This is a genomic window from Acinetobacter sp. CIP 101966, from assembly GCF_000369725.1.
Lineage (GTDB): Bacteria > Pseudomonadota > Gammaproteobacteria > Pseudomonadales > Moraxellaceae > Acinetobacter > Acinetobacter lwoffii_Q.
The window spans coordinates 986,808-1,009,427 of sequence record NZ_KB850160.1 but is presented as its reverse complement, the minus strand read 5'-3'; the positions used below and the strand labels follow the sequence as shown (position 1 = coordinate 1,009,427).

The 22,620-nt window shown below is 43.3% G+C and carries 22 protein-coding genes; 10 read left to right on the top strand and 12 right to left on the bottom strand.

Features of this window, described 5'->3' with window-relative positions:
* Window positions 1–58: 58 nt before the first annotated feature.
* The 10 genes from F891_RS10960 to radA form a co-directional block, all read right to left on the bottom strand.
* Window positions 59–769: a 16S rRNA (uracil(1498)-N(3))-methyltransferase gene (locus F891_RS10960; protein ID WP_004731835.1), complete on the bottom strand. Its 711-nt coding sequence runs from the start codon at window positions 767–769 to the stop codon at window positions 59–61.
* A 37-nt stretch (window positions 770–806) separates the two neighbouring features.
* Entirely contained in the window at window positions 807–1,643 is an 837-nt protein-coding gene (gene metF / locus F891_RS10955; protein ID WP_004731833.1) for a methylenetetrahydrofolate reductase [NAD(P)H], read from the bottom strand.
* Window positions 1,644–1,825: 182 nt separating this feature from the next.
* Complete coding sequence (gene ahcY, locus F891_RS10950) at window positions 1,826–3,208, bottom strand: adenosylhomocysteinase (protein WP_004731830.1); 1,383 nt, start codon at window positions 3,206–3,208, stop codon at window positions 1,826–1,828.
* Between the two features lie 381 nt (window positions 3,209–3,589).
* Window positions 3,590–4,894, bottom strand: coding sequence for an IS4 family transposase (locus tag F891_RS10945; protein WP_004282307.1), 1,305 nt, complete (start codon window positions 4,892–4,894; stop codon window positions 3,590–3,592).
* A gap of 92 nt (window positions 4,895–4,986) precedes the next feature.
* A complete protein-coding gene (locus F891_RS10940) occupies window positions 4,987–5,511 on the bottom strand; it encodes a tetratricopeptide repeat protein (RefSeq protein WP_004731828.1) in 525 nt (174 codons plus the stop codon).
* Window positions 5,512–5,609: 98 nt separating this feature from the next.
* Entirely contained in the window at window positions 5,610–5,948 is a 339-nt protein-coding gene (locus F891_RS10935) for a DUF3325 domain-containing protein (protein ID WP_004731826.1), read from the bottom strand.
* Window positions 5,945–7,678 (bottom strand): PepSY-associated TM helix domain-containing protein, encoded by a 1,734-nt coding sequence (locus tag F891_RS10930; RefSeq protein ID WP_004731824.1) that lies wholly within the window; start codon window positions 7,676–7,678, stop codon window positions 5,945–5,947. The genes F891_RS10935 and F891_RS10930 overlap by 4 nt, the downstream gene beginning before the upstream one ends.
* A 1-nt stretch (window position 7,679) precedes the next feature.
* Window positions 7,680–8,036, bottom strand: coding sequence for a hypothetical protein (locus F891_RS10925; RefSeq protein WP_034439465.1), 357 nt, complete (start codon window positions 8,034–8,036; stop codon window positions 7,680–7,682).
* A 223-nt stretch (window positions 8,037–8,259) separates the two neighbouring features.
* Window positions 8,260–9,264, bottom strand: a complete 1,005-nt coding sequence (locus F891_RS10920) for a Tim44 domain-containing protein (RefSeq protein WP_005263514.1) — start codon at window positions 9,262–9,264, stop codon at window positions 8,260–8,262.
* Window positions 9,265–9,382: 118 nt separating this feature from the next.
* Window positions 9,383–10,774, bottom strand: coding sequence for a DNA repair protein RadA (radA, locus tag F891_RS10915; protein WP_004731817.1), 1,392 nt, complete (start codon window positions 10,772–10,774; stop codon window positions 9,383–9,385).
* A gap of 174 nt (window positions 10,775–10,948) precedes the next feature.
* Between radA and F891_RS10910 the strand changes: the two genes are divergently transcribed.
* Window positions 10,949–11,353: a hypothetical protein gene (locus tag F891_RS10910; protein WP_004645721.1), complete on the top strand. Its 405-nt coding sequence runs from the start codon at window positions 10,949–10,951 to the stop codon at window positions 11,351–11,353.
* A gap of 98 nt (window positions 11,354–11,451) precedes the next feature.
* On the opposite strand, the gene F891_RS10905 is transcribed toward F891_RS10910, so the two are convergent.
* A complete protein-coding gene (locus tag F891_RS10905) occupies window positions 11,452–12,777 on the bottom strand; it encodes an alanine/glycine:cation symporter family protein (protein ID WP_005263511.1) in 1,326 nt (441 codons plus the stop codon).
* A gap of 90 nt (window positions 12,778–12,867) precedes the next feature.
* On the opposite strand from F891_RS10905, the gene F891_RS17495 reads away from it, so the two are divergent.
* The 7 genes from F891_RS17495 (at window position 12,868) to F891_RS10865 (ending at window position 19,916) form a co-directional block, all read left to right on the top strand.
* A protein-coding gene (locus F891_RS17495; protein WP_085940413.1) for an IS4-like element ISAba1 family transposase occupies window positions 12,868–13,958 on the top strand; the annotation gives its coding sequence in 2 pieces (ribosomal slippage) (window positions 12,868–13,408 and window positions 13,408–13,958; 1,092 coding nt in all).
* A gap of 348 nt (window positions 13,959–14,306) precedes the next feature.
* A complete protein-coding gene (locus F891_RS10890) occupies window positions 14,307–15,710 on the top strand; it encodes an amino acid permease (RefSeq protein WP_004731814.1) in 1,404 nt (467 codons plus the stop codon).
* Window positions 15,711–15,842: 132 nt separating this feature from the next.
* On the top strand, window positions 15,843–16,076 hold the full coding sequence (lptM, locus tag F891_RS10885) for an LPS translocon maturation chaperone LptM (RefSeq protein ID WP_004731812.1): 234 nt from the start codon (window positions 15,843–15,845) through the stop codon (window positions 16,074–16,076).
* Between the two features lie 24 nt (window positions 16,077–16,100).
* Window positions 16,101–17,345 (top strand): diaminopimelate decarboxylase, encoded by a 1,245-nt coding sequence (lysA, locus tag F891_RS10880; protein WP_004731810.1) that lies wholly within the window; start codon window positions 16,101–16,103, stop codon window positions 17,343–17,345.
* Window positions 17,346–17,357: 12 nt separating this feature from the next.
* A complete protein-coding gene (gene dapF, locus F891_RS10875; protein WP_004731808.1) occupies window positions 17,358–18,203 on the top strand; it encodes a diaminopimelate epimerase in 846 nt (281 codons plus the stop codon).
* Window positions 18,204–18,366: 163 nt separating this feature from the next.
* Entirely contained in the window at window positions 18,367–19,302 is a 936-nt protein-coding gene (xerA, locus tag F891_RS10870; RefSeq protein WP_004731806.1) for a site-specific tyrosine recombinase/integron integrase, read from the top strand.
* 230 nt (window positions 19,303–19,532) lie between these two features.
* Window positions 19,533–19,916 (top strand): hypothetical protein, encoded by a 384-nt coding sequence (locus F891_RS10865; RefSeq protein ID WP_004731804.1) that lies wholly within the window; start codon window positions 19,533–19,535, stop codon window positions 19,914–19,916.
* A 208-nt stretch (window positions 19,917–20,124) separates the two neighbouring features.
* On the opposite strand, the gene F891_RS10860 is transcribed toward F891_RS10865, so the two are convergent.
* Window positions 20,125–20,619: an Lrp/AsnC family transcriptional regulator gene (locus tag F891_RS10860; protein WP_034439461.1), complete on the bottom strand. Its 495-nt coding sequence runs from the start codon at window positions 20,617–20,619 to the stop codon at window positions 20,125–20,127.
* A 112-nt stretch (window positions 20,620–20,731) separates the two neighbouring features.
* Here F891_RS10860 and F891_RS10855 point away from each other — a divergent pair, with 112 nt between their 5' ends.
* Window positions 20,732–21,337, top strand: coding sequence for a LysE family translocator (locus F891_RS10855; protein ID WP_004731800.1), 606 nt, complete (start codon window positions 20,732–20,734; stop codon window positions 21,335–21,337).
* Between the two features lie 523 nt (window positions 21,338–21,860).
* The gene (locus F891_RS10850; protein ID WP_004731799.1) at window positions 21,861–22,613 is read left to right on the top strand and encodes an electron transfer flavoprotein subunit beta/FixA family protein; all 753 of its coding nucleotides are present in this window, start codon (window positions 21,861–21,863) and stop codon (window positions 22,611–22,613) included.
* Window positions 22,614–22,620 lie beyond the last annotated feature (7 nt).

Here is a 22,620-nt window from a genome sequence, read left to right as displayed (position 1 = left end):
GATGTCTTAAAAGTAAAAATCAACAAAATTAAAGACAAATTTTTACCCATCCGATGAACTAAAGCACATAATTCAAAATTGACAGGGCAACAACAGGAGCAGTTTCGGTACGCAGGACACGCTCGCCGATACACCAGTTGAGAAAACCTTTCTGGTTTGCGGCACTAATTTCTGCCTCACTCAAGCCACCTTCGGGGCCAATCAGCAGGGCAAGATCTAAAGTCGCATCTGCCAGTACATCTGTTTCATCTTTATTGGGTGCTAAAACCAGTTTGGTGTTCGGAAGTTCAGTATCCAGCCATTTTTCAAGTGACATGGGCGCTAAAATTTCAGGCACAATGTTTAGACCACATTGTTCACAAGCCGCAATAGCAATGCTTTGCCAGTGATCCAGCTTTTTCTGGTCGCGATCATACTTTAAACGCATTTCACAACGATCCGAAGTCAGCAGCTGAATTTCGGAAACGCCCAGTTCGACTGCTTTCTGAATCGCATAATCCATACGGTCGCCTTTACTCATCACCTGACCGAGCAAAGCCTGGAACTTTGGTGTGCGATTGGCAGGATTAAATGCATTGACCGAGACGGTGGCTGATTTTTTAGCAACCTCGGTTAAAGTCACGTCATATTCGCCACCCTGTCCATTGAACAGGGTCGCGCTTTCACCGACTTGCGCGCGTAAAACCTTTACCCAATGATGAAATACAGTTTCCGTAAGCTCAAGGCTGACATCAACAGTTAAATCAGCATCTATATAAAAACGTGGCATTGATCGTTCTACTCAAAAAATCGGTGAAATAAAGGGCTTAAGCTAAACCAAGATCGGTGACCAGCTGACGGGTCGGGTCAGTAGTATTCATGGTGTAAAAATGCAAACTTGGTGCACCACCTGCAAGCAGACGCTCACAGAATTTAACCACAACTTCATGGCCAAAGGCTTTAATGCTAGCAGTATCGTCACCATAGGTTGCCAGTTGCTTGCGAATCCAGCGTGGAATCTCAGCGCCGGTACCATCAGCAAAGCGAATCAGGTTGCTGGCATTGGTAATTGGCATGATGCCTGGCGCAACTGGAATATCGATTCCTGCTTTCTGGATACGATCTACAAAATAGAAATAAGCATCTGGATTGAAGAAGAACTGAGTTAAAGCAGCATTGGCACCTGTATTGACTTTATCAACAAAGTGCTGAATGTCTTTGTCAAAGCTTTCAGCCTGAGGATGCATTTCCGGATAAGCTGCGACTTCAATCTTAAAATGATCGCCTGAATGTTCGCGGATAAAGCGAACCAGATCAGCTGCATAAGGTAATTCGCCCAAACCTACTTGGCCTGAAGGCAAGTCACCACGCAGGGCAACAATACGGTTAATGCCTTGAGATTTGTACAGGTCTAGAAGTTCAGCAATACGTGCTTTGTCATCGCCAATACAAGACAAGTGAGGGGCAACAGGTGCGCCTTTGCCATTAAAGTCATTGATAGTAGACAGGGTGCGTTCACGAGTGGAACCACCAGCACCATAGGTCACAGAGAAGAACTCTGGATTTAAGAGTTGTAGCTCTTGATGCACAACTTTGAGTTTTTCCGCACCTAAATCAGTTTTGGTCGGGAAGAATTCAAATGAAATTGGAATCTGTTTAGACATGTTCAAATCCTTTTTATAAATACTTTTTAATTAGTTTTACCTCTCCTAAATCCTCTCTTGCGCTGAGCTTCAAAGCAGTGCTTTAAGCACGCTCAGGAGAGGATTTACCCTCGATGACATACATTTGGTAATGAATGTTCCCTCTCCCTATGGGAGAGGGTTAGGGAGAGGGTGGAGTTTAATTAGTATTTATAAGCATCAGACTTGAATGGACCTTCAACTTGAATGCCTAAGTAATCCGCTTGTTCTTGAGTCAATTGAGTCAAGACACCACCGAAACCAGCAACCATCGCAGCAGCAACTTCTTCATCTAATTTCTTAGGAAGAAGTTCTACACGAATTTGTGCAGCTTTTTCAGATTCTGGAAGATCAGCAAATTTCTCAGCGAATAAATGCATTTGACCCAATACCTGGTTGGCAAATGAACCATCCATAATACGTGATGGGTGACCAGTCGCATTACCAAGGTTCACCAAACGGCCTTCAGAAAGAAGGATCAGGTAATCATTTTCATTTTCTGAACGATACACCTGGTGTACTTGAGGTTTAACTTCAACCCACTTGTAGCCACGTAGGTAAGCTGTATCAATTTCAGTATCAAAGTGACCGATGTTACAAACAACTGCGCCAGCTTTTAATGAATCAAGCATTGCAGCGTCACATACGTGGTAGTTACCTGTTGTAGTTACGATAAGGTCAGTGTTTTGAAGAAGGTCAACATTGATGTCTTCTTTCTTGCCAGTTTGCACGCCATTTTTGTATGGAGATACAACTTCATAACCGTCCATGCATGCTTGCATTGCACAGATTGGGTCAACTTCAGTTACGCGTACAATCATGCCTTCTTGACGAAGTGATTGTGCAGAACCTTTACCTACGTCACCGTAACCGATTACAAGCGCACGACGGCCAGATAAAAGCATATCTGTACCACGTTTGATTGCATCGTTCAGTGAGTGACGGCAACCGTATTTGTTGTCGTTTTTAGACTTGGTTACTGAATCGTTTACGTTGATTGCAGGAACTTTTAAAGTGCCATCACGAAGCATTTCGTACAGACGTTGAACACCTGTCGTTGTTTCTTCAGTTACACCGTGAATTTTTGCAATCACTTCTGGATATTTTTCATGAACAAGTAGCGTTAAGTCACCGCCATCGTCAAGAATCATGTTGGCATCCCAAGGCGTGCCATTTACATTGATTTGTTGTTCAAGACACCACATGTATTCTTCTTCAGTTTCGCCTTTCCAAGCAAATACAGGAATGCCCGCAGCAGCGATTGCAGCAGCAGCATGGTCTTGAGTTGAGAAGATGTTACATGAAGTCCAGCGAACTTCTGCACCCAATTCAACCAGCGTTTCAATTAAAACGGCAGTTTGAATGGTCATGTGGATACAGCCGAGAATTTTCGCGCCTGCAAGCGGTTTTGCTGCTGAGTAGCGTTTACGCAGACCCATTAGGGCTGGCATTTCAGCTTCAGCAAGTTTGATTTCTTTACGGCCGTAATCAGCAAGTGAAATATCAGCAACTTTATAATCTGTAAATGAAGCAGTAACCGCGTTCATCAGGATCTCCTAGGAAAAAATAGATTGGATCGTTCTGTTCGCGGATGCCGTTGTTGATCAGAACGAATGTCTGACCGATGGTCGAGCCTAGCGATTTTACATTTAGTGCCTGTAAAACGTCGCAGCATCCCTCGACTAGCGCAGTATTGTACTTGGATTCTATGAATGAGCCAAGTTGAAAAAAGATAATATTAATTGTTTTCTAAGTTTTGAGTTTTTAGTTGATCAAAAGCCTGTCAGCCTGTAGGCATTAAAATCGAATATTTTCTATTTATTCTTTTTTTGATTCTCCCGCCTCACAGGGGAATAAGCACGATATTTAATTTTATCGTCATGATTATGCGTTTAAAAAAGCCCATCATCTGACGTAATGCCAGTCAGTTAAGAAATTGACTGGCATTTTCTTGGATATTTTTGTGCTTTAATTTTCACTACTCGCGGACATTGCCTTTGCCTTTTTTCAGGTAATACAAATATTTTAGATTGTTCAAATAATTGCGCTAAATGTTTGGGTAGGTTTCCTGCTGATTCTAAAGGTGTGTGCCTTAAGATATTGATAATACTCATAGATGCAATATGGAAACTGATCCTTAAAGGACTCACCTTTGCATGTTCAGCGATAAACCTCATCTGTCTTCTTAAGATATTATATGCAATAAATACCCCCCACAATTCTTGATAGACCAAATCAGGTTGTTTGCTTCTTAAAATCCTTGCATCCTGTAAATCACTTTTAATTTCCCGATAACACATTTCTATTTCCCAACGCTGGATATAAAGCATTGCAAGGTCTTTGAATGGATAAACTTTAGAATCTGTTAATGATGTAATGTAACGTCTTATTTTTCCTGCATATTCAACTTCAATTAAACGTGCTTCCCAATAGTCACCCAATGACGGATTTATCTTTTTTGCTCTTGCTGAAACAGGCATTTTGATCTGAAAGTCATGGGCCGCATTATGATGAATCACTTCATAACGCAGGTTGTCCTTTGCTCGCATCAACCAATGACTCTCTTCTGCCTGAGATTGCCAGCTCACTAAAAAATCAGCAGAGAAGTAAGCACGATCAAATAGGGTAATACTGCGAACTGGTGCTTTTAATTGACTGGCTAAGGTTAATTCACCTTGATCCATACTGCCCATTTGGGCATCAATCATTTCATGGGTATTGGTATTCACCAGGCAAGTCGCTCTAACTTGTGGGTAAGGTGCAGCTGCTGTTTTGCCTTTGGATGAACCAAAGTGCTTAAAGTTTTCTTCTGTATGAGGCATAGACCAAACCACACCATCTACAGCACAAACGCATAGACCGTGAAAGTTGCTATATTGTTGTTGTGAGTCTTTAAACCATGCCTGACTTAATGTCGAAAATAAAGCACTCATGGGTTCTAAGCCTAAGCGCTGTCTTGCTTGTACGGATGCACTCGGTACACAGTATTCTGCCGTACCGAAAACAAGTTGCAATTGTTGAACCACATACCAAATCGGCTGATTTCGAAATAGAGCAAGTCCGATTACCAGCCAAACAACATGTTCAGCAGGCAGTTTTCTTTTTCGAATTGATGCTTTACCTGTTTGGTCTAAGCAATCTTCAATCCAGTTTAAATCAATCAATTCACTGAATTGTGAAAGTGAAGGTAGGGTTTGTTTTAATGTTAAATCTAGATTCTGAGATAAATTCATAAAAAAAGAGCGTATTTACATACGCTCTTTTTACAGCATTTTAACTTTTTTTGCTTAACTGACTGGCATTAATCATCTGACGGGCTTTTTATTTATTCTATTTCCTGTTCAATCTTATCTGCTTTTTGTGTCCAGTAATCTGCCTGTATGTCATCAGCGACAACACCTAAACCGTTCCCATAAATAAAAGCAAGATCGCGCATGGCCTGAACTTCACCCCATTCCGCAGCCTGTTTGACTAAAGAAATCGATTTCTCTACATCTTTTTCAATTACGTCACCACGACGGTAAAAACCAGCCAGCTCTAAAGTCGCAGCAGGGTGCTTCTCGATATTGGCCTTGCTTAACCAGTAATAGGCTAACTCAAAGTGAGCTTTAGATTCTTCCGGATCTTCTTCCGCTAATTCTTTAGCGTAAACGGTATAACCTTCACCTAACCAGTACATCGCATCAACCAACCCGCCGTTGGCTGCTTTTAATGCCCATTCTTCAGCCAGAATGATGTCATCATCATGCTCGCTTTGCATATACAGTTCAGCCAATTCAAATTGCGCTTTAGCATTGCCAGCTAAGGCAAGATTGGTCAGGGCAGCAGAGGGAGAAACACGCTGGGTCATATCAACATCTCAAAAATATTATGCGTAGACTAATGCTTTAAACTAAAAAAGCCAATCCGAAGATCAGCTTTTCAAATGAGGATGGGTAAATTAGAACTTTAGATTAAACAAATGATGCCTGAAATGACGGCAATCACCGCACAGATTGAGGTAATCAGTTTAATTTTACTTTCCAGATAACTCAGGCTTAAAGCTACGACCAGGGCCGCAAAAGTCAAACTGCCGAGCCAATAACTGATCATGTTGCTGGCAAATCCTGTTAACAGACACAGAATCAGGGCAATTATGAGCAATACCCAACCCAGAATAGTCGCAAGTTGTGTTTTTTTAGGGTTGAGTTCTGTGTCAAAAATCTGTTTTTGATGTTTGGACATCGACATTGCAAGTGCAAAGAAACCCAGTGAAGTTAAAGCCCAAATCAATAAGAAGAACATCATGCCTGATTCTCCTTGAGAGCAGCCTTGGCTTTTTTAGAGGGCAAGCCTTGATGGTTTTTCACTTTTTTAAATGAAAACCAGAACAAGATCGCAAGCACCCACATCGCCAGATCAAAAGAAGCAATGACCCATTGACCATGCATGATGCTATTCCAGATCGCTTGACCACCGGTCATGAAATTCACGATTGGCAACAATGCGAATGCAGCAGTGGCAAGCAGTAATAGTTCCAGCCAGGCCTGACGATGACTGCGAATCATGGCATACAGCAATGTCAGCAACCATACAATAAAGAAGCTACGTATTTCCCAGTTCAGACGCATGTCCATGTCTGCCGGAATAAAACGGTTGGCATAGAAATAGGCAGCACAGGCAACAGGTAAACCAATAATGGCAGCGATATTGGTGACTTCCACAAGACGATAACCAAACGATTTATAGCCTTGTTTCTGTTGCTGTGGTGCACGTTTGACACACCACAGAATCAAGCCGGTGGCAATCATCAAGGTGCCGACCACGCCCGACATGAACAATAACCAGCGTAAAGCCAGATTCACGCCACGTGCTTCATGCAATGTGGTGAATACATTATAAATACCATTTGCGATTGAAGGCATTTTCAGTGTGGTTTGATCTGGCTTTAATTCACCTGTTACGCCATTAAAAGCAAGGCTCGGATAAACATTGCGATAAGCTACGCTGACTCCGTTTAAGGCACGAAGCTCAATTTCTGCTTTTACGGTATTTGGCTGGATAATAGTTATCATACCCACCGGATTATTTTTCCATTCTTTTTCGGCTGTTGCCAAGATCGGAGCTAGATCGGTTAACGGTGCAGGAGGTGCAGCTTGCATTTCATCACGAGAGCGGCGACCTTCACTGCGTGCAGACATTTCACCGCGCTCGCCACGATTTTCTCTCTCAGCTTGCGGTCGACGTTCTTTGCTCTCACTATGGCTTTCACGGGATTCAGCCTGAATACTGTTGTCTTGAACCAAACTCTTACGTTGATCCTGAAGGAAAGCACCACGATTTTCATAAATCTGGTTTACGCCCCAGGGCATGAGGGTAAAAAGCAATAATAATAAGCCACTGAAGGTAATCATGATGTGAAAGGGCAGGGCAAATACCGCAGTAGCATTGTGTGCATCCAACCATGAACGCTGACCTTTGCCGGGACGGAAAGTAAAAAAATCCTTGAAAATTTTCTTATGGGTAATGACACCGCTGATGATTGCCACCAGCATGAGCAGGGTCGCAACGCCGACCATCCAGCGCGCCCAGATTCTTGGCAAACCATACAATTCAAAGTGGAAACGGTATAAGAATGAACCACCGCGTGTTTCACGCGCTTGCAAAACTTCGCCGGTGGCGCTGTCAATCGTCACGCGAGTACCGCCACGACGGGCACGCGGATCTTCGCCGGCACTACGAATAGTCAGGGTGGTAGTATTTTGGCGTGAGTTAGGAAGCTGGATTGCCCAGCTGCCAGCATCCGGATGGTGCTGTTGCAGATAAGCCAGTGCCACACGGGTTTGTTCGATTTGAGTCTTTGGTGGAACTGATTGATGAAATTCCGGTTTCATCCAGACGGTAATTTCGTTTTGGAAAAAGCTTAAGGTTCCGGTCAAGAAAATCGCATATAAAAGCCAGCCTAAAATCAGACTGGCCCAGGTATGCAACCACGACATCGACTGGCGTGGACCTTCGGGTTTTGCATCTACTCTCATCTCAATTTCCTAAAAGCTTATAGGCGATATAGAGTAAAACACCGGGAATCGCGATCCCGAGCGTAGCTTTGAGCGTCTTATTCACCATAAATACCCAGATAAATGCAGTAGCATTCAAGCTAAAGCCAATCAGGGTGGCGGACATGGCTGCACTGCTTCCACTGTCGATAAAAAGCTGGGCAATCACGATCGTTGCCAGTGTAGCCAGTAGATAACCGCCAGCACCCGCCAGAATAAAGCGATATAAAATCATCCCACGATAAGCCAGCATACTTGCTTTGACTTTATTTTTGCTTGATGGTTTCGGTGCAGTAACTGTTCCAGTCGCTATGGCTTGCATATTCGGACTATTCATCATCGAAAATTCTATTTACAAACTTATGAAGTAATTAATGATAATGATAACAATTATTGTTTAGATCTTAAATATGGGTTGTTGAACTATTTATATGAAAAATAAGTAAAACTGGAAGTTAGGTTAAAAAAGAGAGGGGGAAGGGAATTAAAAAAGATCAAAATGTAAGGCTTGAAAATAAAAACAGCGGCTCGAAGGCCGCTGTCTAAACTTCATTTATTCACGATTAGTCTTGCTGAATACCTGCAACCACCCAGTCCTGATTTGAACCTGCTGGTTTGGTGAAATGCCAGATTTCTGCGAACGGTTGCGGCAAGCTGTTTAAGTCTTCGCTTACCGTACCTGTAAAGCGTACGCTGACAATATACTGGCCATTGTCAGTCGATGAGTCGACGACCATCGCATTCAGATTTGAAAACTCGGCAACATCCTGATCCTGATTGCTCATGATGTCGTTATACATTGACTGATAAAGTTCAGGAGTCAGATAACGCTGAATTTCAGAAATGTTGCTTGCTGTATTCATGGACTGAATATGGTTAAAACGCTGACGCGCTACACGCAAGAATGCTGCAGGTTCAGTACCATCCGGTAACTGGCTGCCACTTTGGGTATAAGCTGCACCAAAAGGCGCGTTATTTACCGGAGCAGAACCGAACGGAGCATTGTTGCTTGACGTTTGACCACCCACATTCTGACCAAAAATATTGGTACTGTCACCACCGCGAGGTGCAGTCGGTGCCTGACCAAAAGGTGCTGTATTACCAGCACCGCTATTTGGTGCGTATGGGTTAGAAGCTACTTTTTTTTTTGCGCCCATCTTACGGAAAATGAAGAAGGCAACAGCAGCAGCAAGAAGGATCCAGATCCAGCCTGGAATACCACCTTTTTCCTCTTCGGCTTGAGCAGCCTGAGCTTCAGATGCTGCTACACTTTGATCATCGGCCAAGGCATTGGCAGCAACTGCACCAATCGCAGCACCGGCTATACCCGCGGCAACCATGCCGCCGACACCCGGACCGGATTTTTGCTGGGTTGCAGCACCGGCAACTGGCGCTTGTTGAGCAGGCGCAGCTTGACGAGGTTGTTGATAAGATTGAGTAGGTTGTGTAGAACGTTGCATGCCGTGACTTTTACCGCCACCGGCACGTTTTGCTTCAGCTGCAAAAGGCGCAACCAATAAAACTGCTGTCAAGATACCTGTGATCAAACCGCGCTGTCGAACTTCCATTCATTTTTCCTATGAGAATAAAACCTGTTTGTACAGTCTATTTATATAGGCTTTGTGTGGAATTTCAATCAAAAATCTGTATTTTTTTGCTCTTTGTACGAAATGAGCCGGTTTACAGTTAATTGAGTTCATCACTCAGCGCCATTGCCTCGCTCAAGGCTTCATGTAAACGCGCGACTGCAATAATTTGCACGCCCTCGATGGATTTTTGCGGTGCATTGCCGCGAGGGACAATAATGTATTTAAAACCATGTTTAATCGCTTCTTTCAGCCGTTCCTGACCGTTCGGCACAGGGCGAATCTCTCCAGACAGTCCGACTTCCCCAAAAACCGCCAGCTGTTGCGGTAAGGCTTTGCCACGAATGCTGGAAGCGCAGGCGAGAAGTACCGCCAGATCCGAACCTGTTTCGGTAATTTTCAATCCACCGACAATATTGACATAAACATCCTGGCCGGAGGTTTGCACACCACCATGCCGATGCATGACTGCAAGGAGCATATTTAGACGGTTCTGATCCAAACCAAGCGCTACGCGTCTTGGTTGGCCATGTGCATCATCGACCAGTGCCTGAACCTCAACCAGTAGCGGGCGCGTACCTTCGCGGCTGATCATTACAATCGAGCCGGGAATGGCTTCATCATAACGGCTTAAAAAGATGGCTGAAGGATTGGACACTTCGCGCAGACCTTTATCGGTCATGCCGAACACACCGAGCTCATTGACCGCACCAAAACGGTTTTTGACCGCTCGGATCATCCGGTAACGTGAATCCGACTGGCCTTCAAAATACAGCACACAGTCCACCATATGTTCCAGTACACGTGGGCCGGCCAGTGCGCCTTCTTTGGTTACATGACCGACCAGAAACAAAGACGTGCCACTATTTTTGGCAAAACGCGTCAACAGGGCCGCGGATTCACGAATTTGCGATACACCACCCGGAGCAGATTGTAAGGTCTCGGTATACAAGGTTTGAATAGAGTCTAGAATAGCCACCGCAGGGCGTTGTTGGGCCAGTACTTCACAAATACGTTCGACGCAGGTTTCTGCCATGACTTTGAGCTGGTCGGTCGGCAGATCCAGACGCTGAGCACGTAAAGCCACCTGAGACAAGGATTCCTCACCGGTCACATACAGGGCCGGATTTTTGGCAGATGCCATGTGTGTGGCTGTTTGTAGCAAGATGGTAGATTTACCAATCCCGGGATCACCGCCGATCAGGACCACCGACCCGGTTACCAGTCCGCCACCCAAGACCCGGTCAAATTCGCTGATACCCGTTGGTAGACGGGTTTCATGAGAGACTGAGACCTGATTTAAAGTCGTGATGCTGGACGCCTGGCCTGCATATCCACCACCGATTTTTGGCTGGGCGCGATGCGTCACTGCCGGTGCAATGGTCACCTCAACCAGGCTGTTCCATTCCCCGCATTCAGAACACTGCCCCGACCATTTTGGATGATCGGCACCACACTGTTCACAACGATACACACTTTTTGCTTTAGCCATATTTGAAGATGTAGCGATTGAAATTGAGTGACAGCATAGCGGTGAATGCTATAGAAAACCAAGCCTTTCACCTGAAAAATCATGGTTTTTACGACAAGGCTTGTCGTTTTTATTTATGCTGATTTGAATGCTATGCGTCAACGCCGTCTATAATGCCCATCTTGTTATGCTGGAATGGAACAGATCTTGTCACAATTGCTGAAACATATTGATGCGATCGCACGTGAAAAAAACCGTGATGTGCTGTTTGTGCATTTTGATCATTATGTACATCCAGATCGGGACGCAAACTCGGTTCGCCAAATGTTGATCGGCTGGCTAGAGCAACAGGGCATTGTCTATATGCCGTGTTTAGGTGTGGATCAAACCGTCCATAGTGAAATCTACCTGGGTGGTCTTTATCTGGATGTACCTTTTGATCTGCATCATAAAACCTATCAAAAATTGAGTGGATATCTGGAAGATGAACAGGGCAATATGAAAATTAAAGGCATTCAGTTTTTTGTTTTATCTTTAGGACTAGCGTTGGAGCTTGAATCTGAGTGGGACAAGCTGGCTTGTAGTGGTTTACGTTGCTAAATTTTCATGATGAAGAATGGAAAAGATGAAGCATAAAAAGCCACGATTAACGTGGCTTTTTACTATTTGAATTGAGTAGTTAAATAATAACTTATCAATTAATAAAGTTCACCAGATTTACGTCTTGCAATGAAGTCTTTCGATTCTTTGGCAATGACACCAGACAGTAATAATAATGCGATTAAGTTCGGCACCGCCATCAGGCCGTTAAAGGTATCGGCGAATAGCCAGACCAGATCCAGTGTTGCAATGCAGCCGATAAACACTGAGGCAATATAAATAATGCGATAGGGCAAAACGAATTTTTCGCCAAGTAAATAGCTGGTACATTTTTCGCCATAGTAGCTCCAGCCCAAAATGGTGGAATAAGCGAAGAAAATGATCCCGAAAGTCACCACCCAGCCGCCAATACCAGGTAGCAGCTTGTCGAATACACCGATAGTCAGTACCGCACCGGTTTGATCTCCGAATGAATTACCGGTCATGATATAACCCATCACCAGAACAATACCGGTAATTGAACAGACAATAATGGTATCAATGAAGGTACCGGTCATAGACACCAGACCTTGACGGGCTGGATGATCGGTTTTTGCCGCTGCAGCAGCAATCGGCGCAGAACCCATGCCGGCTTCGTTGGAGAATACACCACGTGCCACACCATAACGAATCGCCGCACCAATTGCACCGCCCACTGCGGCTTCTCCAGTAAAGGCATAGGTGAAGATGATTTTAAGCGCAGGAACGACCAGTTCAAGATTATTAAAAATGATAATTAATCCCCCTGCCACATAGCCTATAGCCATAATAGGAACAATCAGTGACGCTGCTCTGGAAATCGATTTAATCCCGCCCAAAATCACCAGTGCCGAAAAGGCAGTAATAATAATACCGGTCATCCAGGTTTCGATGCCCAAGCTGTTTTGCACTGCCAATGCTACGGTATTGGACTGTACGGAGCTGCCGATCCCAAAAGAAGCCAGAGTTCCGAACAAGGCAAAAATCAGCGCCAGCCATTTCCATTTCAGACCCCGCTCGATGTAGTACATCGGACCACCGGACATTTCACCTTTCTCATTTTTGACTCGGTATTTGACTGCCAGAACACCTTCGCCATATTTGGTCGCCATACCAAACAGGGCAGTCATCCACATCCAGAACACGGCGCCCGGACCACCGAGGACACAGGCAGTGGCTACGCCGGCAATGTTACCGGTACCAATCGTGGCAGAGAGTGCGGTCATGAGTGAAGCGAATTGGGAAATGTCCCCTGAATGGTCAGGGTGCTTGCCAAAGACCTGTTTGAAGGCTAGGGGCAACATGCGGAACTGCCAGAACAATAAACGGAAGGTGAGGAAGATCCCGGTACCGACAATCAGTACCAGCATATAAGGGCCCCAGACCCAGCCGCTTAAAGTTTCCATTAAACTTTGTAAATTTTGCCTCTGTACACGACAAAAATAGATAACTCATTGAAATAATGTCATAATAATTGTTTTCTAACGACGAATACTATGACACATCTCAATGAGTTATATCTTATCTTAAACAAATATCTAAAATGGAACAAGTCACATTTAAAGTGCTTTGCGCTCATCATGCTTGTGATTATTTTAAAGCAAACATGTAATCTTTCTTCTGCATCTAAAGCCTTGCCCATCAAGTGCTTACCACAATCATTTTATCGACGTATGCAGCGCTTCTTTGCAGGTCAGTATTTTGATTATCGTCAAATTTCTCAGTTGATTTTCAATATGTTTTCATTCGACCAAGTGCAACTGACTTTAGATAGAACCAATTGGAAATGGGGAAAACGAAATATTAATATCCTGATGCTCGCAATCGTTTATCGTGGAATAGCGATACCTATCCTTTGGACATTGCTTAATAAACGTGGAAATTCAGATACGAAAGAGCGTATTGCTTTGATTCAACGCTTTATAGCCATTTTTGGTAAAGACCGTATTGTGAATGTGTTCGCAGACAGAGAGTTTATCGGTGAGCAGTGGTTTACATGGTTAATTGAACAAGACATCAACTTCTGCATTCGTGTTAAAAAAACTTCATTGTCACCAATCATTTAGGAAAGAATCATAAAATTAGTGATTTATTTCGCCATCTTAAAGTTGGTCAAATTGAATGTCGTAAACGACGGATTTTGGTTGGTCGGGTGAAACTATATATAAGTGCACTACAGTTAGAAAATGGAGAGCTTTTACTCGTCGTTTCTCCTCAGTTTAATGCCAATGCTATTCAGGATTATGCATTACGCTGGGAAATTGAAACCTTATTCAGTTGTCTCAAAGGACGCGGGTTTAATCTTGAAAATACGCGCTTGACAGACCCTAGACGAGTGAAAAAATTGATTGCGGTGTTAGCTATAAGCTTCTGTTGGTGTTACTTAACGGGTGAATGGCAACATGATCAAAAAAAAGCGATAAAAATAAAGAAGCATGGACGACTCTCAATGAGTTTATTTCGCTATGGTTTAGACTATGTTCAAATGGCGATTCAGCGTTTAATTGGTTTTGGGAAAAAAGAAGAGTTTAAGGAAATTTTGGCAATTTTAAGAAGGCAGAACCCTGATAGGATAAGGGTTCTGTGAAATTTGTCGTGTACAGAGAAATTTTGCATAAAATTCTTCTTATTGATCCATGTCTGTGTAGTTCGAGGTATTGATTAAAAAGCAATTGCTATGCCAGATGCATTCATCCTGAATACATAAATTGGCTGAATAGTGTTCTATTTTTTACACAGTTTTAAAAATTTGACAAGAAATTACTGGAATATCGCAGGTCAAAAATAAAGCAGAAATGTAACTTTAGAGCGATATAAGAAAAATAAATTAACTTCTTCAATTAATCAGGAAATACAAATGATGCAAATTTTATTTTTGTATTCAGCATTTTTTACGTTAATTTGTCGCGAGTAAAACTCAAAGTTGTAATTAATAATGTCAGAAAAATATAACAATTCGTCGGCAGAGCACGGTGAATTAAAGCGGAGTTTGTCCAATCGGCACCTACAGTTAATTGCCATTGGGGGCGCCATCGGAACTGGCCTGTTTATGGGGTCGGGTAAAACCATCAGTCTCGCAGGTCCTTCGATTCTGGTGATCTATATGATCATCGGTTTTATGGTCTTTCTGGTGATGCGTGCATTGGGTGAACTGTTACTCTCCAACTTGCAATATAAATCTTTTATTGATTTTGCCACGGATTTGATCGGGCCTTGGGCCGGATACTTTGTTGGCTGGACCTACTGGTTGTGCTGGATTACCATCGGGATCGCGGATCTGTCAGCCATTATTTACTATCTGCAATTCTTCAATAATGGCTTGCCCTTTAGCCCTGAAGAAGGCGTCATGATCAGTGTTGCCGCGATTGTGTTTATCATGGGCTTGAATCTGGTCACGGTAAAACTGTTTGGTGAAATGGAATTCTGGTTTGCCCTGGTCAAAATTATCGCCATTGTGGTGCTGATTGCCGTTGGTCTGTGGATGGTATTTACCGGCTTTACCAATGATGTCGGTACGGTCGCATCCTTTAGTCATATCTGGGAGCATGGCGGTTTGTTCCCGACGGGTGCCATGGGCTTCCTGGCCGGTTTCCAGATTGCAATCTTTGCCTTTGTCGGGGTAGAGCTGGTGGGTACTACCGCGGCTGAAACCAAAGATCCGGAAAAGAACCTGCCAAAAGCGGTGAACTCTATTCCGATCCGTATCATTATTTTCTATGTATTGGCACTGCTAATTGTGATGTCAGTGACACCGTGGAACCAGATTGACCCGAATGTATCGCCGTTTGTAAACCTGTTCAGTCAGGCTGGCATTGCAGCGGCTGCGATCATCATGAACCTGGTGGTGTTGTCCTCGGTGATGTCATCGATGAACAGTGGCGTATTTTCGACCAGCCGTATGCTGTTTGGCCTGTCGCGTGAAGAGCAGGCACCGGTTGCCTTTGGTCGCTTGAACCGTCGCGCAGTGCCTGCAAATGCCCTGTATTTTTCTGCCGTGTGTTTGTTGCTGGGTGCAGCACTTCAGTATTTTGTTCCTGATACTGTTCGGGCCTTTACCTTGGCCACGACTTTATCCACGATTCTGTTTATTTGTGTCTGGATTATCATTATCTGGAGCTATATCGTGTATTACAAAACACGTCCAGAGCTGCATGCCAAATCAACCTTTAAGCTGCCAGGTGGATTGGTGACCTGTTGGATCGTGATTATCTTCTTCCTGAGCATGATCGTGGTCTTGGCGCTGGAAGAGGATACTCGCCAGGCACTGATGATCAGTCCGATCTGGTTTATCCTGCTAATCATTGGCTATTTTGGTTTCTATAAACAGAAACATAAATAAATCTTATCAATAAAAACGTCAGCGATCTGCTGGCGTTTTTTTTTGTCTAAAGCTACTCTCTAGCGTTTAACGCTTGGGTCATGCCGAATGATCGCGTTATACTTCATCGAAACTATTACATTAGGTGGTCAGATGCGCCAAGTCATTTGCTACATCAGTATCTTAGCTACAGGTCTTGCTCTTGCAGGTTGTGGACAGTCAGGTGCTTTGCACTTGCCAAATGATCCGAATTACGACAAGCGTACCAAGTATCTGTTATACAAAAATACTGAAACTGAGCCTAAAGCGTCCGATGAAGAACGCGAGGCACCTGTGCAACAACAGTTTGCTGCACCTACCGATTCAGACGTTAAAACCACACCATAACGCTTTCACAGAAAGGATACCTTCATGAGTTTCACCCGCATTAATGGGGTATTGCACGCTGAGCAATGTTCATTACAACAGCTCGCGGAGCAATTTGGCACACCACTCTATGTTTATTCTAAAGCTACTTTGGAAAAACATTTTTTAGATATGGACCGTGCTTTTAACTTCATCGATCATCAAATCTGTTTTGCGGTAAAGTCCAACTCTAATCTTGCGGTATTGAATGTATTGGCCAAACAGGGTGCCGGTTTTGATATTGTGACCGGTGGTGAATTGGCCCGTGTGCTGAAAGCCGGTGGTGAGCCTTCGAAAATCGTATTTTCGGGCCTGGGCAAATCTGAAGCGGATATCAAAAAAGCGTTGGAAGTCGGCATTGCCTGTTTCAACGTGGAATCTTATGCCGAGCTGGATCGTATCCAGAAAGTTGCAGCTGAATTAAATGTCAAAGCACCGATTTCATTGCGCGTGAATCCGGATGTCGATGCCAAAACCCATCCTTATATTTCAACCGGCTTAAAAGAAAATAAATTCGGTATTCCATCGGATAGCGTGTTTGAAACTTATCAATATGCAGCGTCATTGCCAAATCTGGATGTGGTCGGGATTGACTGCCATATCGGTTCACAGCTGACTGAAACCCAGCCATTTGTGGATGCACTGGATCGTGTCATTGTGATGATTGACCAGTTAAAAGAGCTGGGCATTCACCTCAAACACATCGATATCGGTGGTGGTCTGGGTGTGACGTATAAAGATGAATCCCCGCCGTCGGTTGAAGAATATGCCAATGCGCTGCGTCCAGCTTTAGAAAAATTGGGCTTGAAAGTGTATATGGAACCGGGACGTAGTATTTCTGCCAATGCAGGTGTGCTGCTGACTAAAGTGGATCTGCTCAAGCCAACCAATCACCGTAATTTCGCGATCATTGATGCAGCGATGAATGACCTGATTCGCCCTGCGTTATATGAAGCATGGATGGATATTCAATCTGTTACACCTCGTACCGATGTCGAAATGAAAGAATGGGATGTGGTGGGTGCAATTTGTGAAACTGGTGATTTTCTGGGTAAAGAGCGTGAGCTTGCGATCAAGGAAAATGATGTGCTGGCTGTGCTGGGCGCAGGTGCATACGGTTTTGTGATGAGTTCAAATTATAACAGCCGTGGCCGTGCTGCTGAAGTAATGGTCGATGCTGATCAGGCGCATTTGATTCGTGAACGTGAAACGATTGAATCACTCTGGGAACGTGAGCGTTTATTGCCTTAAGGATAAATCAGGATGTTATTAGAATTTACCAAGATGCATGGTCTGGGCAATGACTTTATGGTGGTTGACCTGATCAGCCAGCGTGCTTATTTAGACACTTTGACCATTCAGCGTTTGGCCAATCGTAACTTCGGCATTGGTTTTGATCAACTCTTGGTGGTTGAGCCACCCGATGTCCCAAGTGCAGACTTTAAATATCGGATTTTTAATGCCGATGGTTCAGAAGTGGAACAATGTGGCAATGGCGTGCGCTGTTTTGCCAAATTTGTACATGATCGTCAGCTCACGACCAAAACCAAAATCAAGGTACAAACCAAATCTGGTATTGTAGAGCCGGAATTGGGTGCGAATGGTTGGGTACGGGTCAATATGGGTTATCCAAAATTTTTGCCTCAGGAAATTCCATTTGTAGCTGATGCGCCGGAGAGCCTGTATGACATCGATCTTGCTGGCGGTGAAAAGCTGACCATTGATGTGGTCAATATGGGGAATCCACATGCGGTGACAATCGTGCCGGATGCGATTGCTGCCGATGTCGCACGTATTGGTCCACAAGTTGAATCACATGCGCGCTTCCCGGCACGAGTCAATGCTGGCTTTATGCAGATTATTGATGAAAAACATGCACGTTTACGTGTGTACGAGCGTGGTGTAGGCGAGACCTTAGCTTGTGGTACAGGTGCCTGTGCTGCCGCAATTTCAGGTATGCGTCGTGGTCTGCTGTCGAGTAAAGTCGAAGTTGAACTGGCAGGCGGCAAGCTGCAAATTGAATGGAAAGAAGGTGATGTGGTCTGGATGACCGGACCAACGGCGACCGTGTATGAAGGACGTCTGGATTTACGTTATTTCCAGGGTTAAGCTTGGTTCCGCTTGAGAAAAAAGCACTGTCTTCGATGGTGCTTTTTTTATGCTAGGATGGGAAAACTATAGAATTTAATCGTCATAGGTAAAAAGTATTTCTTTTCACACTCATGCAGATCAGGTTGCAATGCTGATTCAAGATTATCTGGAGCAATTCTAAATGGAGCAAGCCGTGATTGTGCCACCTCAACTCTTGCTCAACATGTGGCTGAAAGAACGGGAAATCCAGAACCAGTCCAAACATACCTTGCAGGCCTATGAGCGTGATGTTTCGGATTTTTTAGAGTTTTGCCAGCGTGAACAGCTCAATTTAAACGATGTAGAAGCCACCGATTTACGCCAGTTTCTGGCTGAAAAAGTCGAACAGCATCAGCTGAGTCCCAGCAGTCTGCAACGTATGCTCTCGGCCATTCGCCAGTTTATGAAATGGGCTGAGCAGGCACAGCATATGGTTTTTAATCCTGCGGATGATTTTCAGTTAAAACGTCAATCGCGTCCTTTGCCGGGCATGGTGGATATTGAAACCGTCAACCAAATTATTGATCAGCCTGCGCCTGAAAATGAAATACAACAGCAAATGTGGCTCCGGGACAAAGCGATGTTAGAATTGCTTTATTCCAGTGGGCTGCGTCTGGCAGAACTGCAAAGCCTGAGAATTAAAGATATTGATTTCAACCGGCAGTTATTACGCATTACTGGTAAAGGCAATAAAACCCGGATAGTGCCTTTCGGTTCCAAGGCCAAAGACAGCGTGATGGCTTGGTTGCAAGTCTATCCCTTATGGAATGGCGATTTTGTACCGGAGGCGAATGTATTTATTACCCAGAAAGGCAATCCGCTCGGTGCACGACAAATTGAAAATCGGGTCAAGTTTCAGGCGCAGCGCGCAGGCGTGAATGTAGATTTACATCCGCATTTGTTAAGACATTGTTTTGCGAGTCACATGTTATCGAATAGCCGGGACTTACGAGCCGTGCAGGAAATGCTGGGACACAGTAATTTAACCACCACGCAAATTTATACCCATGTTGATTTTGACCATCTGGCCCAGATTTATGATCAGGCCCATCCGCGTGCGCAGCATAAAGAAGATTGATCATGTGCCCAGTTTTAAAGAATAAAAATCATGAAAATTGTATTTTTGGCACAAAACTTTCATATATAAATCTTAAAATGGAATTAAACTGAACACTGGCGTTCGGGTAAGCATTTCACTATTGTCTTATTCGTTAAATGCGCCATTTCAGGTATAACAATAAATAGTATTTAATATTTAAAATGAATATTGCTGAGTAACATCTCAGTATTGGACCGATGGGAGGTGACATGGACACACTGGTAATTGCAGATATAGAGCAAAAATATGCACAGTTAAGTGAAGCTCAAAAAGAAATGTTTGCAGGTTATGGTCTGCGACAAATCAAGCATTTTGTGGACATTAGCTTACCCAATCTTGAAGCGACTTTACCTGAAGGCGCCATCATTCAAGGGATCAATGCCGATGGGAAAGTTCAGGCCTTTAATGCGGCTACTGGGCAATACTATTTATGGATTTCTGACCTGCAATGGCAATTGTCGAATCGTGCGACCCAGGCAGTGGATTTAAAAGAAGATGCGATTGCGATTTGGCAAATTTTTGAATTGGCAGACTATGAACTGGTGGATTTGAGCCATGTACATCGTGATTTTTTAGCACAAGAAACTGAGTAAATTCTGAAGTATCCACACAGCATAAAAATAAGATTCAGTCCTGTGGTTTGGCTTTGCTCAAGAGGAAAAAGTTGTCTTCTATAGGCAACCTTTTCTTATAGTAGAACTTGTAATCTATGCGCTTGCAGCACAGGTTATAGTTTCAGCAAGCTACGATTATTTAAACCGCAAATTAAGAACATAGCTTCGTTATCTAAAATCAGTTTGTCTATAAATCTTCTAAAGGTAGCTGGAAACTCTGTTTAATAATCTGGCTGGGTAAATCTGTTTTGACACTGGTAATACCATTTTTTTTGGTTAGATGTGTGGACTGAAATTTACGGTAACTTTCCAGATCAGGTACCACGACTTTCAGCATCGCATCACTTTCCCCCAAAATAATGTAGCACTCCATCACCTGAGGCAGTTCTTTCATTGCCTCAATAAAGGTATCAATAGTTTCGGCATCCTGACCGACCAGCCAGATGCGTGAAAATAAAATCAACTGAAAACCAATTTTTTGTTGATCGACAATAGTCGTGTAATTCTGAATGACGCCTGCATCTTCCAGTAATTTCACCCGGCGTAAACAGGACGAAGGTGAAAGTCCGATTTCACGTGCCAGATCATTATTCTGAATACGGCCATTGGCCTGTAAATGTCGAATGATATTTTTATCAATTCGATCAAGTTTTACCCGCATAGAATTGGTGGATATTTTCATAAATTAGAATAATATTCGAAAAATAATACTTATTATAAAATAAATTGAAAGCCAATTTTGTAAAAAATCGCAGATACTTATTTCACTTTCTGGAGTTTGAAAGGAAAAGGAAATGTCTGTATTTGTACTCTTTGCACTGACCGTGCTTCCCCTGATTTTTACGCCTGGACCCGATATGTTATTTATCCTGTCTCAAGTGATGGGTAAAGATGCAAAAGCAGGCATGATGGCAACCTTAGGGGTGTGTTGCGGTTATCTGGTGCATTCTATTCTGGTAGCACTCGGGATTGCGGCTATTATTGTCTCTTTTCCGGTGCTGTTTGAAACGATTCGCTGGCTTGGAATTGCTTATCTGCTGTATTTGGCCTTTGGTTTGCTCAAATCGGTATTCAGTAAAAATGCGCTGAACATTGAGAAAAAGACCTCAGCCAATCCGATTAAAAAAGGTTTTTTTACTGCGCTGTTAAATCCGAAAGGCATGTTGATTTATTTTGCGATTTTGCCGCAGTTTATTGATAAATCAGCCAATACTGTCAGCCAAGGTTTGATCCTGTCCTTTATTTTTATCAGTCTGATTTTTGTAGTGTATTGTAGCTTAAGTATTTTGTTCAGCAAAATCAGCCAAAAAACCCAAATGGATGAACGTAAACAAAAATGGGTAGATGGAACTTCTGGTGGTTTACTGGCACTTGCCGCAAGCTGGTTAATCATTAATTAATCGGATTGCAAAGAAGCATACTGTTCGCAGTATGCTTTTTTTATAATTGTGAAGATTTGAAATTAAATATTCACTTTGTCGGCGTAGAATTCAATGCGCTGGTTTATTATTTGGTCAATTTGTCTTTATATTAGGTTTAATTCGCTCTCAAAAAAAGTTCTGTCCAAAATGACAAAAGCTGACATACGTATATTCCGGCTGTTTTGCTGCAAGCTGCTTTAAATCAATTTAAATTAAATGTGATCAATCAAAACTTCTGATGTGATTAATCAGATAAAAAAATAATATAAATCAATGGTTAAATTTTAAGTAAATATTGATAGATTTCATTGTAATAAAACGATAACAATTAATTGTGAACGCATCGTTCAGGGAAAATTACGCATTTTTACAGCTCTTTGTTGAATTGTGACTTGACCGAAATGCCGTACACATTGCAAGATAGGGCACCTAAAAAAATTTAAGTGAAGAGTTACACTAACTTTTCTCAACATTTACATTTGCTAAAACAGCCGAGGATTACATGAAGGCTCTTGTTGCTGTAAAACGTGTGGTTGATGCCAACGTTAAAGTTCGTGTTAAACCGGACAACAGTGGTGTTGACTTAACTAACGTTAAAATGTCAATTAATCCATTCTGTGAAATCGCAGTGGAAGAAGCGGTTCGTTTAAAAGAAAAAGGAACTGTTTCAGAAATCATTGTTGTTTCTATTGGTCCTAAAGAAGCCCAAGAACAGATCCGTTCTGCAATGGCGCTTGGTGCTGACCGCGGTATCCTGGTTGAAGCTGATGACAGCCAACTGGGTGCGCTGGAAATCGCTAAAATTCTGAAAGGCGTTGTTGACGCTGAACAACCACAATTGATCCTTCTGGGTAAGCAAGCAATTGATGATGACTCGAATCAGGTCGGTCAGATGCTTGGCGCTCTAATGGGTGCAGGTCAAGGTACATTCGCTTCTGAAGTGAAAGTAGATGGCGATAAAGTACAAGTAACACGTGAAGTAGACGGTGGTTTACAAACTGTTGAACTGACACTTCCAGCAATCATTACCACTGACTTGCGTTTGAACGAGCCTCGTTATGCGGCACTTCCAAACATCATGAAAGCGCGTAAAAAACCGCTTGATACCAAGTCACCTGCAGATTTCGGTGTAAACCCTGCAACTAAACTGAAGACAGTGAAAGTTGAATCACCTGCAGAGCGTAAAGCTGGCGTACAAGTGAAGTCTGTAGACGAGCTTGTAGAAAAATTGAAAAACGAAGCGAAAGTGATCTAATACAGAA

Excerpts from the sequence above, each read along its gene's own strand:
- F891_RS10960 (WP_004731835.1), bottom strand. The coding sequence starts at position 769 with ATGCCACGTTTTTATATAGATGCTGATTTAACTGTTGATGTCAGCCTT.
- metF (WP_004731833.1), bottom strand. The coding sequence starts at position 1,643 with ATGTCTAAACAGATTCCAATTTCATTTGAATTCTTCCCGACCAAAACT.
- ahcY (WP_004731830.1), bottom strand. The coding sequence starts at position 3,208 with ATGAACGCGGTTACTGCTTCATTTACAGATTATAAAGTTGCTGATATT.
- F891_RS10945 (WP_004282307.1), bottom strand. The coding sequence starts at position 4,894 with ATGAATTTATCTCAGAATCTAGATTTAACATTAAAACAAACCCTACCT.
- F891_RS10940 (WP_004731828.1), bottom strand. The coding sequence starts at position 5,511 with ATGACCCAGCGTGTTTCTCCCTCTGCTGCCCTGACCAATCTTGCCTTA.
- F891_RS10935 (WP_004731826.1), bottom strand. The coding sequence starts at position 5,948 with ATGATGTTCTTCTTATTGATTTGGGCTTTAACTTCACTGGGTTTCTTT.
- F891_RS10930 (WP_004731824.1), bottom strand. The coding sequence starts at position 7,678 with ATGAGAGTAGATGCAAAACCCGAAGGTCCACGCCAGTCGATGTCGTGG.
- F891_RS10925 (WP_034439465.1), bottom strand. The coding sequence starts at position 8,036 with ATGATGAATAGTCCGAATATGCAAGCCATAGCGACTGGAACAGTTACT.
- F891_RS10920 (WP_005263514.1), bottom strand. The coding sequence starts at position 9,264 with ATGGAAGTTCGACAGCGCGGTTTGATCACAGGTATCTTGACAGCAGTT.
- radA (WP_004731817.1), bottom strand. The coding sequence starts at position 10,774 with ATGGCTAAAGCAAAAAGTGTGTATCGTTGTGAACAGTGTGGTGCCGAT.
- F891_RS10910 (WP_004645721.1), top strand. The coding sequence starts at position 10,949 with ATGGAACAGATCTTGTCACAATTGCTGAAACATATTGATGCGATCGCA.
- F891_RS10905 (WP_005263511.1), bottom strand. The coding sequence starts at position 12,777 with ATGGAAACTTTAAGCGGCTGGGTCTGGGGCCCTTATATGCTGGTACTG.
- F891_RS10890 (WP_004731814.1), top strand. The coding sequence starts at position 14,307 with ATGTCAGAAAAATATAACAATTCGTCGGCAGAGCACGGTGAATTAAAG.
- lptM (WP_004731812.1), top strand. The coding sequence starts at position 15,843 with ATGCGCCAAGTCATTTGCTACATCAGTATCTTAGCTACAGGTCTTGCT.
- lysA (WP_004731810.1), top strand. The coding sequence starts at position 16,101 with ATGAGTTTCACCCGCATTAATGGGGTATTGCACGCTGAGCAATGTTCA.
- dapF (WP_004731808.1), top strand. The coding sequence starts at position 17,358 with ATGTTATTAGAATTTACCAAGATGCATGGTCTGGGCAATGACTTTATG.
- xerA (WP_004731806.1), top strand. The coding sequence starts at position 18,367 with ATGGAGCAAGCCGTGATTGTGCCACCTCAACTCTTGCTCAACATGTGG.
- F891_RS10865 (WP_004731804.1), top strand. The coding sequence starts at position 19,533 with ATGGACACACTGGTAATTGCAGATATAGAGCAAAAATATGCACAGTTA.
- F891_RS10860 (WP_034439461.1), bottom strand. The coding sequence starts at position 20,619 with ATGAAAATATCCACCAATTCTATGCGGGTAAAACTTGATCGAATTGAT.
- F891_RS10855 (WP_004731800.1), top strand. The coding sequence starts at position 20,732 with ATGTCTGTATTTGTACTCTTTGCACTGACCGTGCTTCCCCTGATTTTT.
- F891_RS10850 (WP_004731799.1), top strand. The coding sequence starts at position 21,861 with ATGAAGGCTCTTGTTGCTGTAAAACGTGTGGTTGATGCCAACGTTAAA.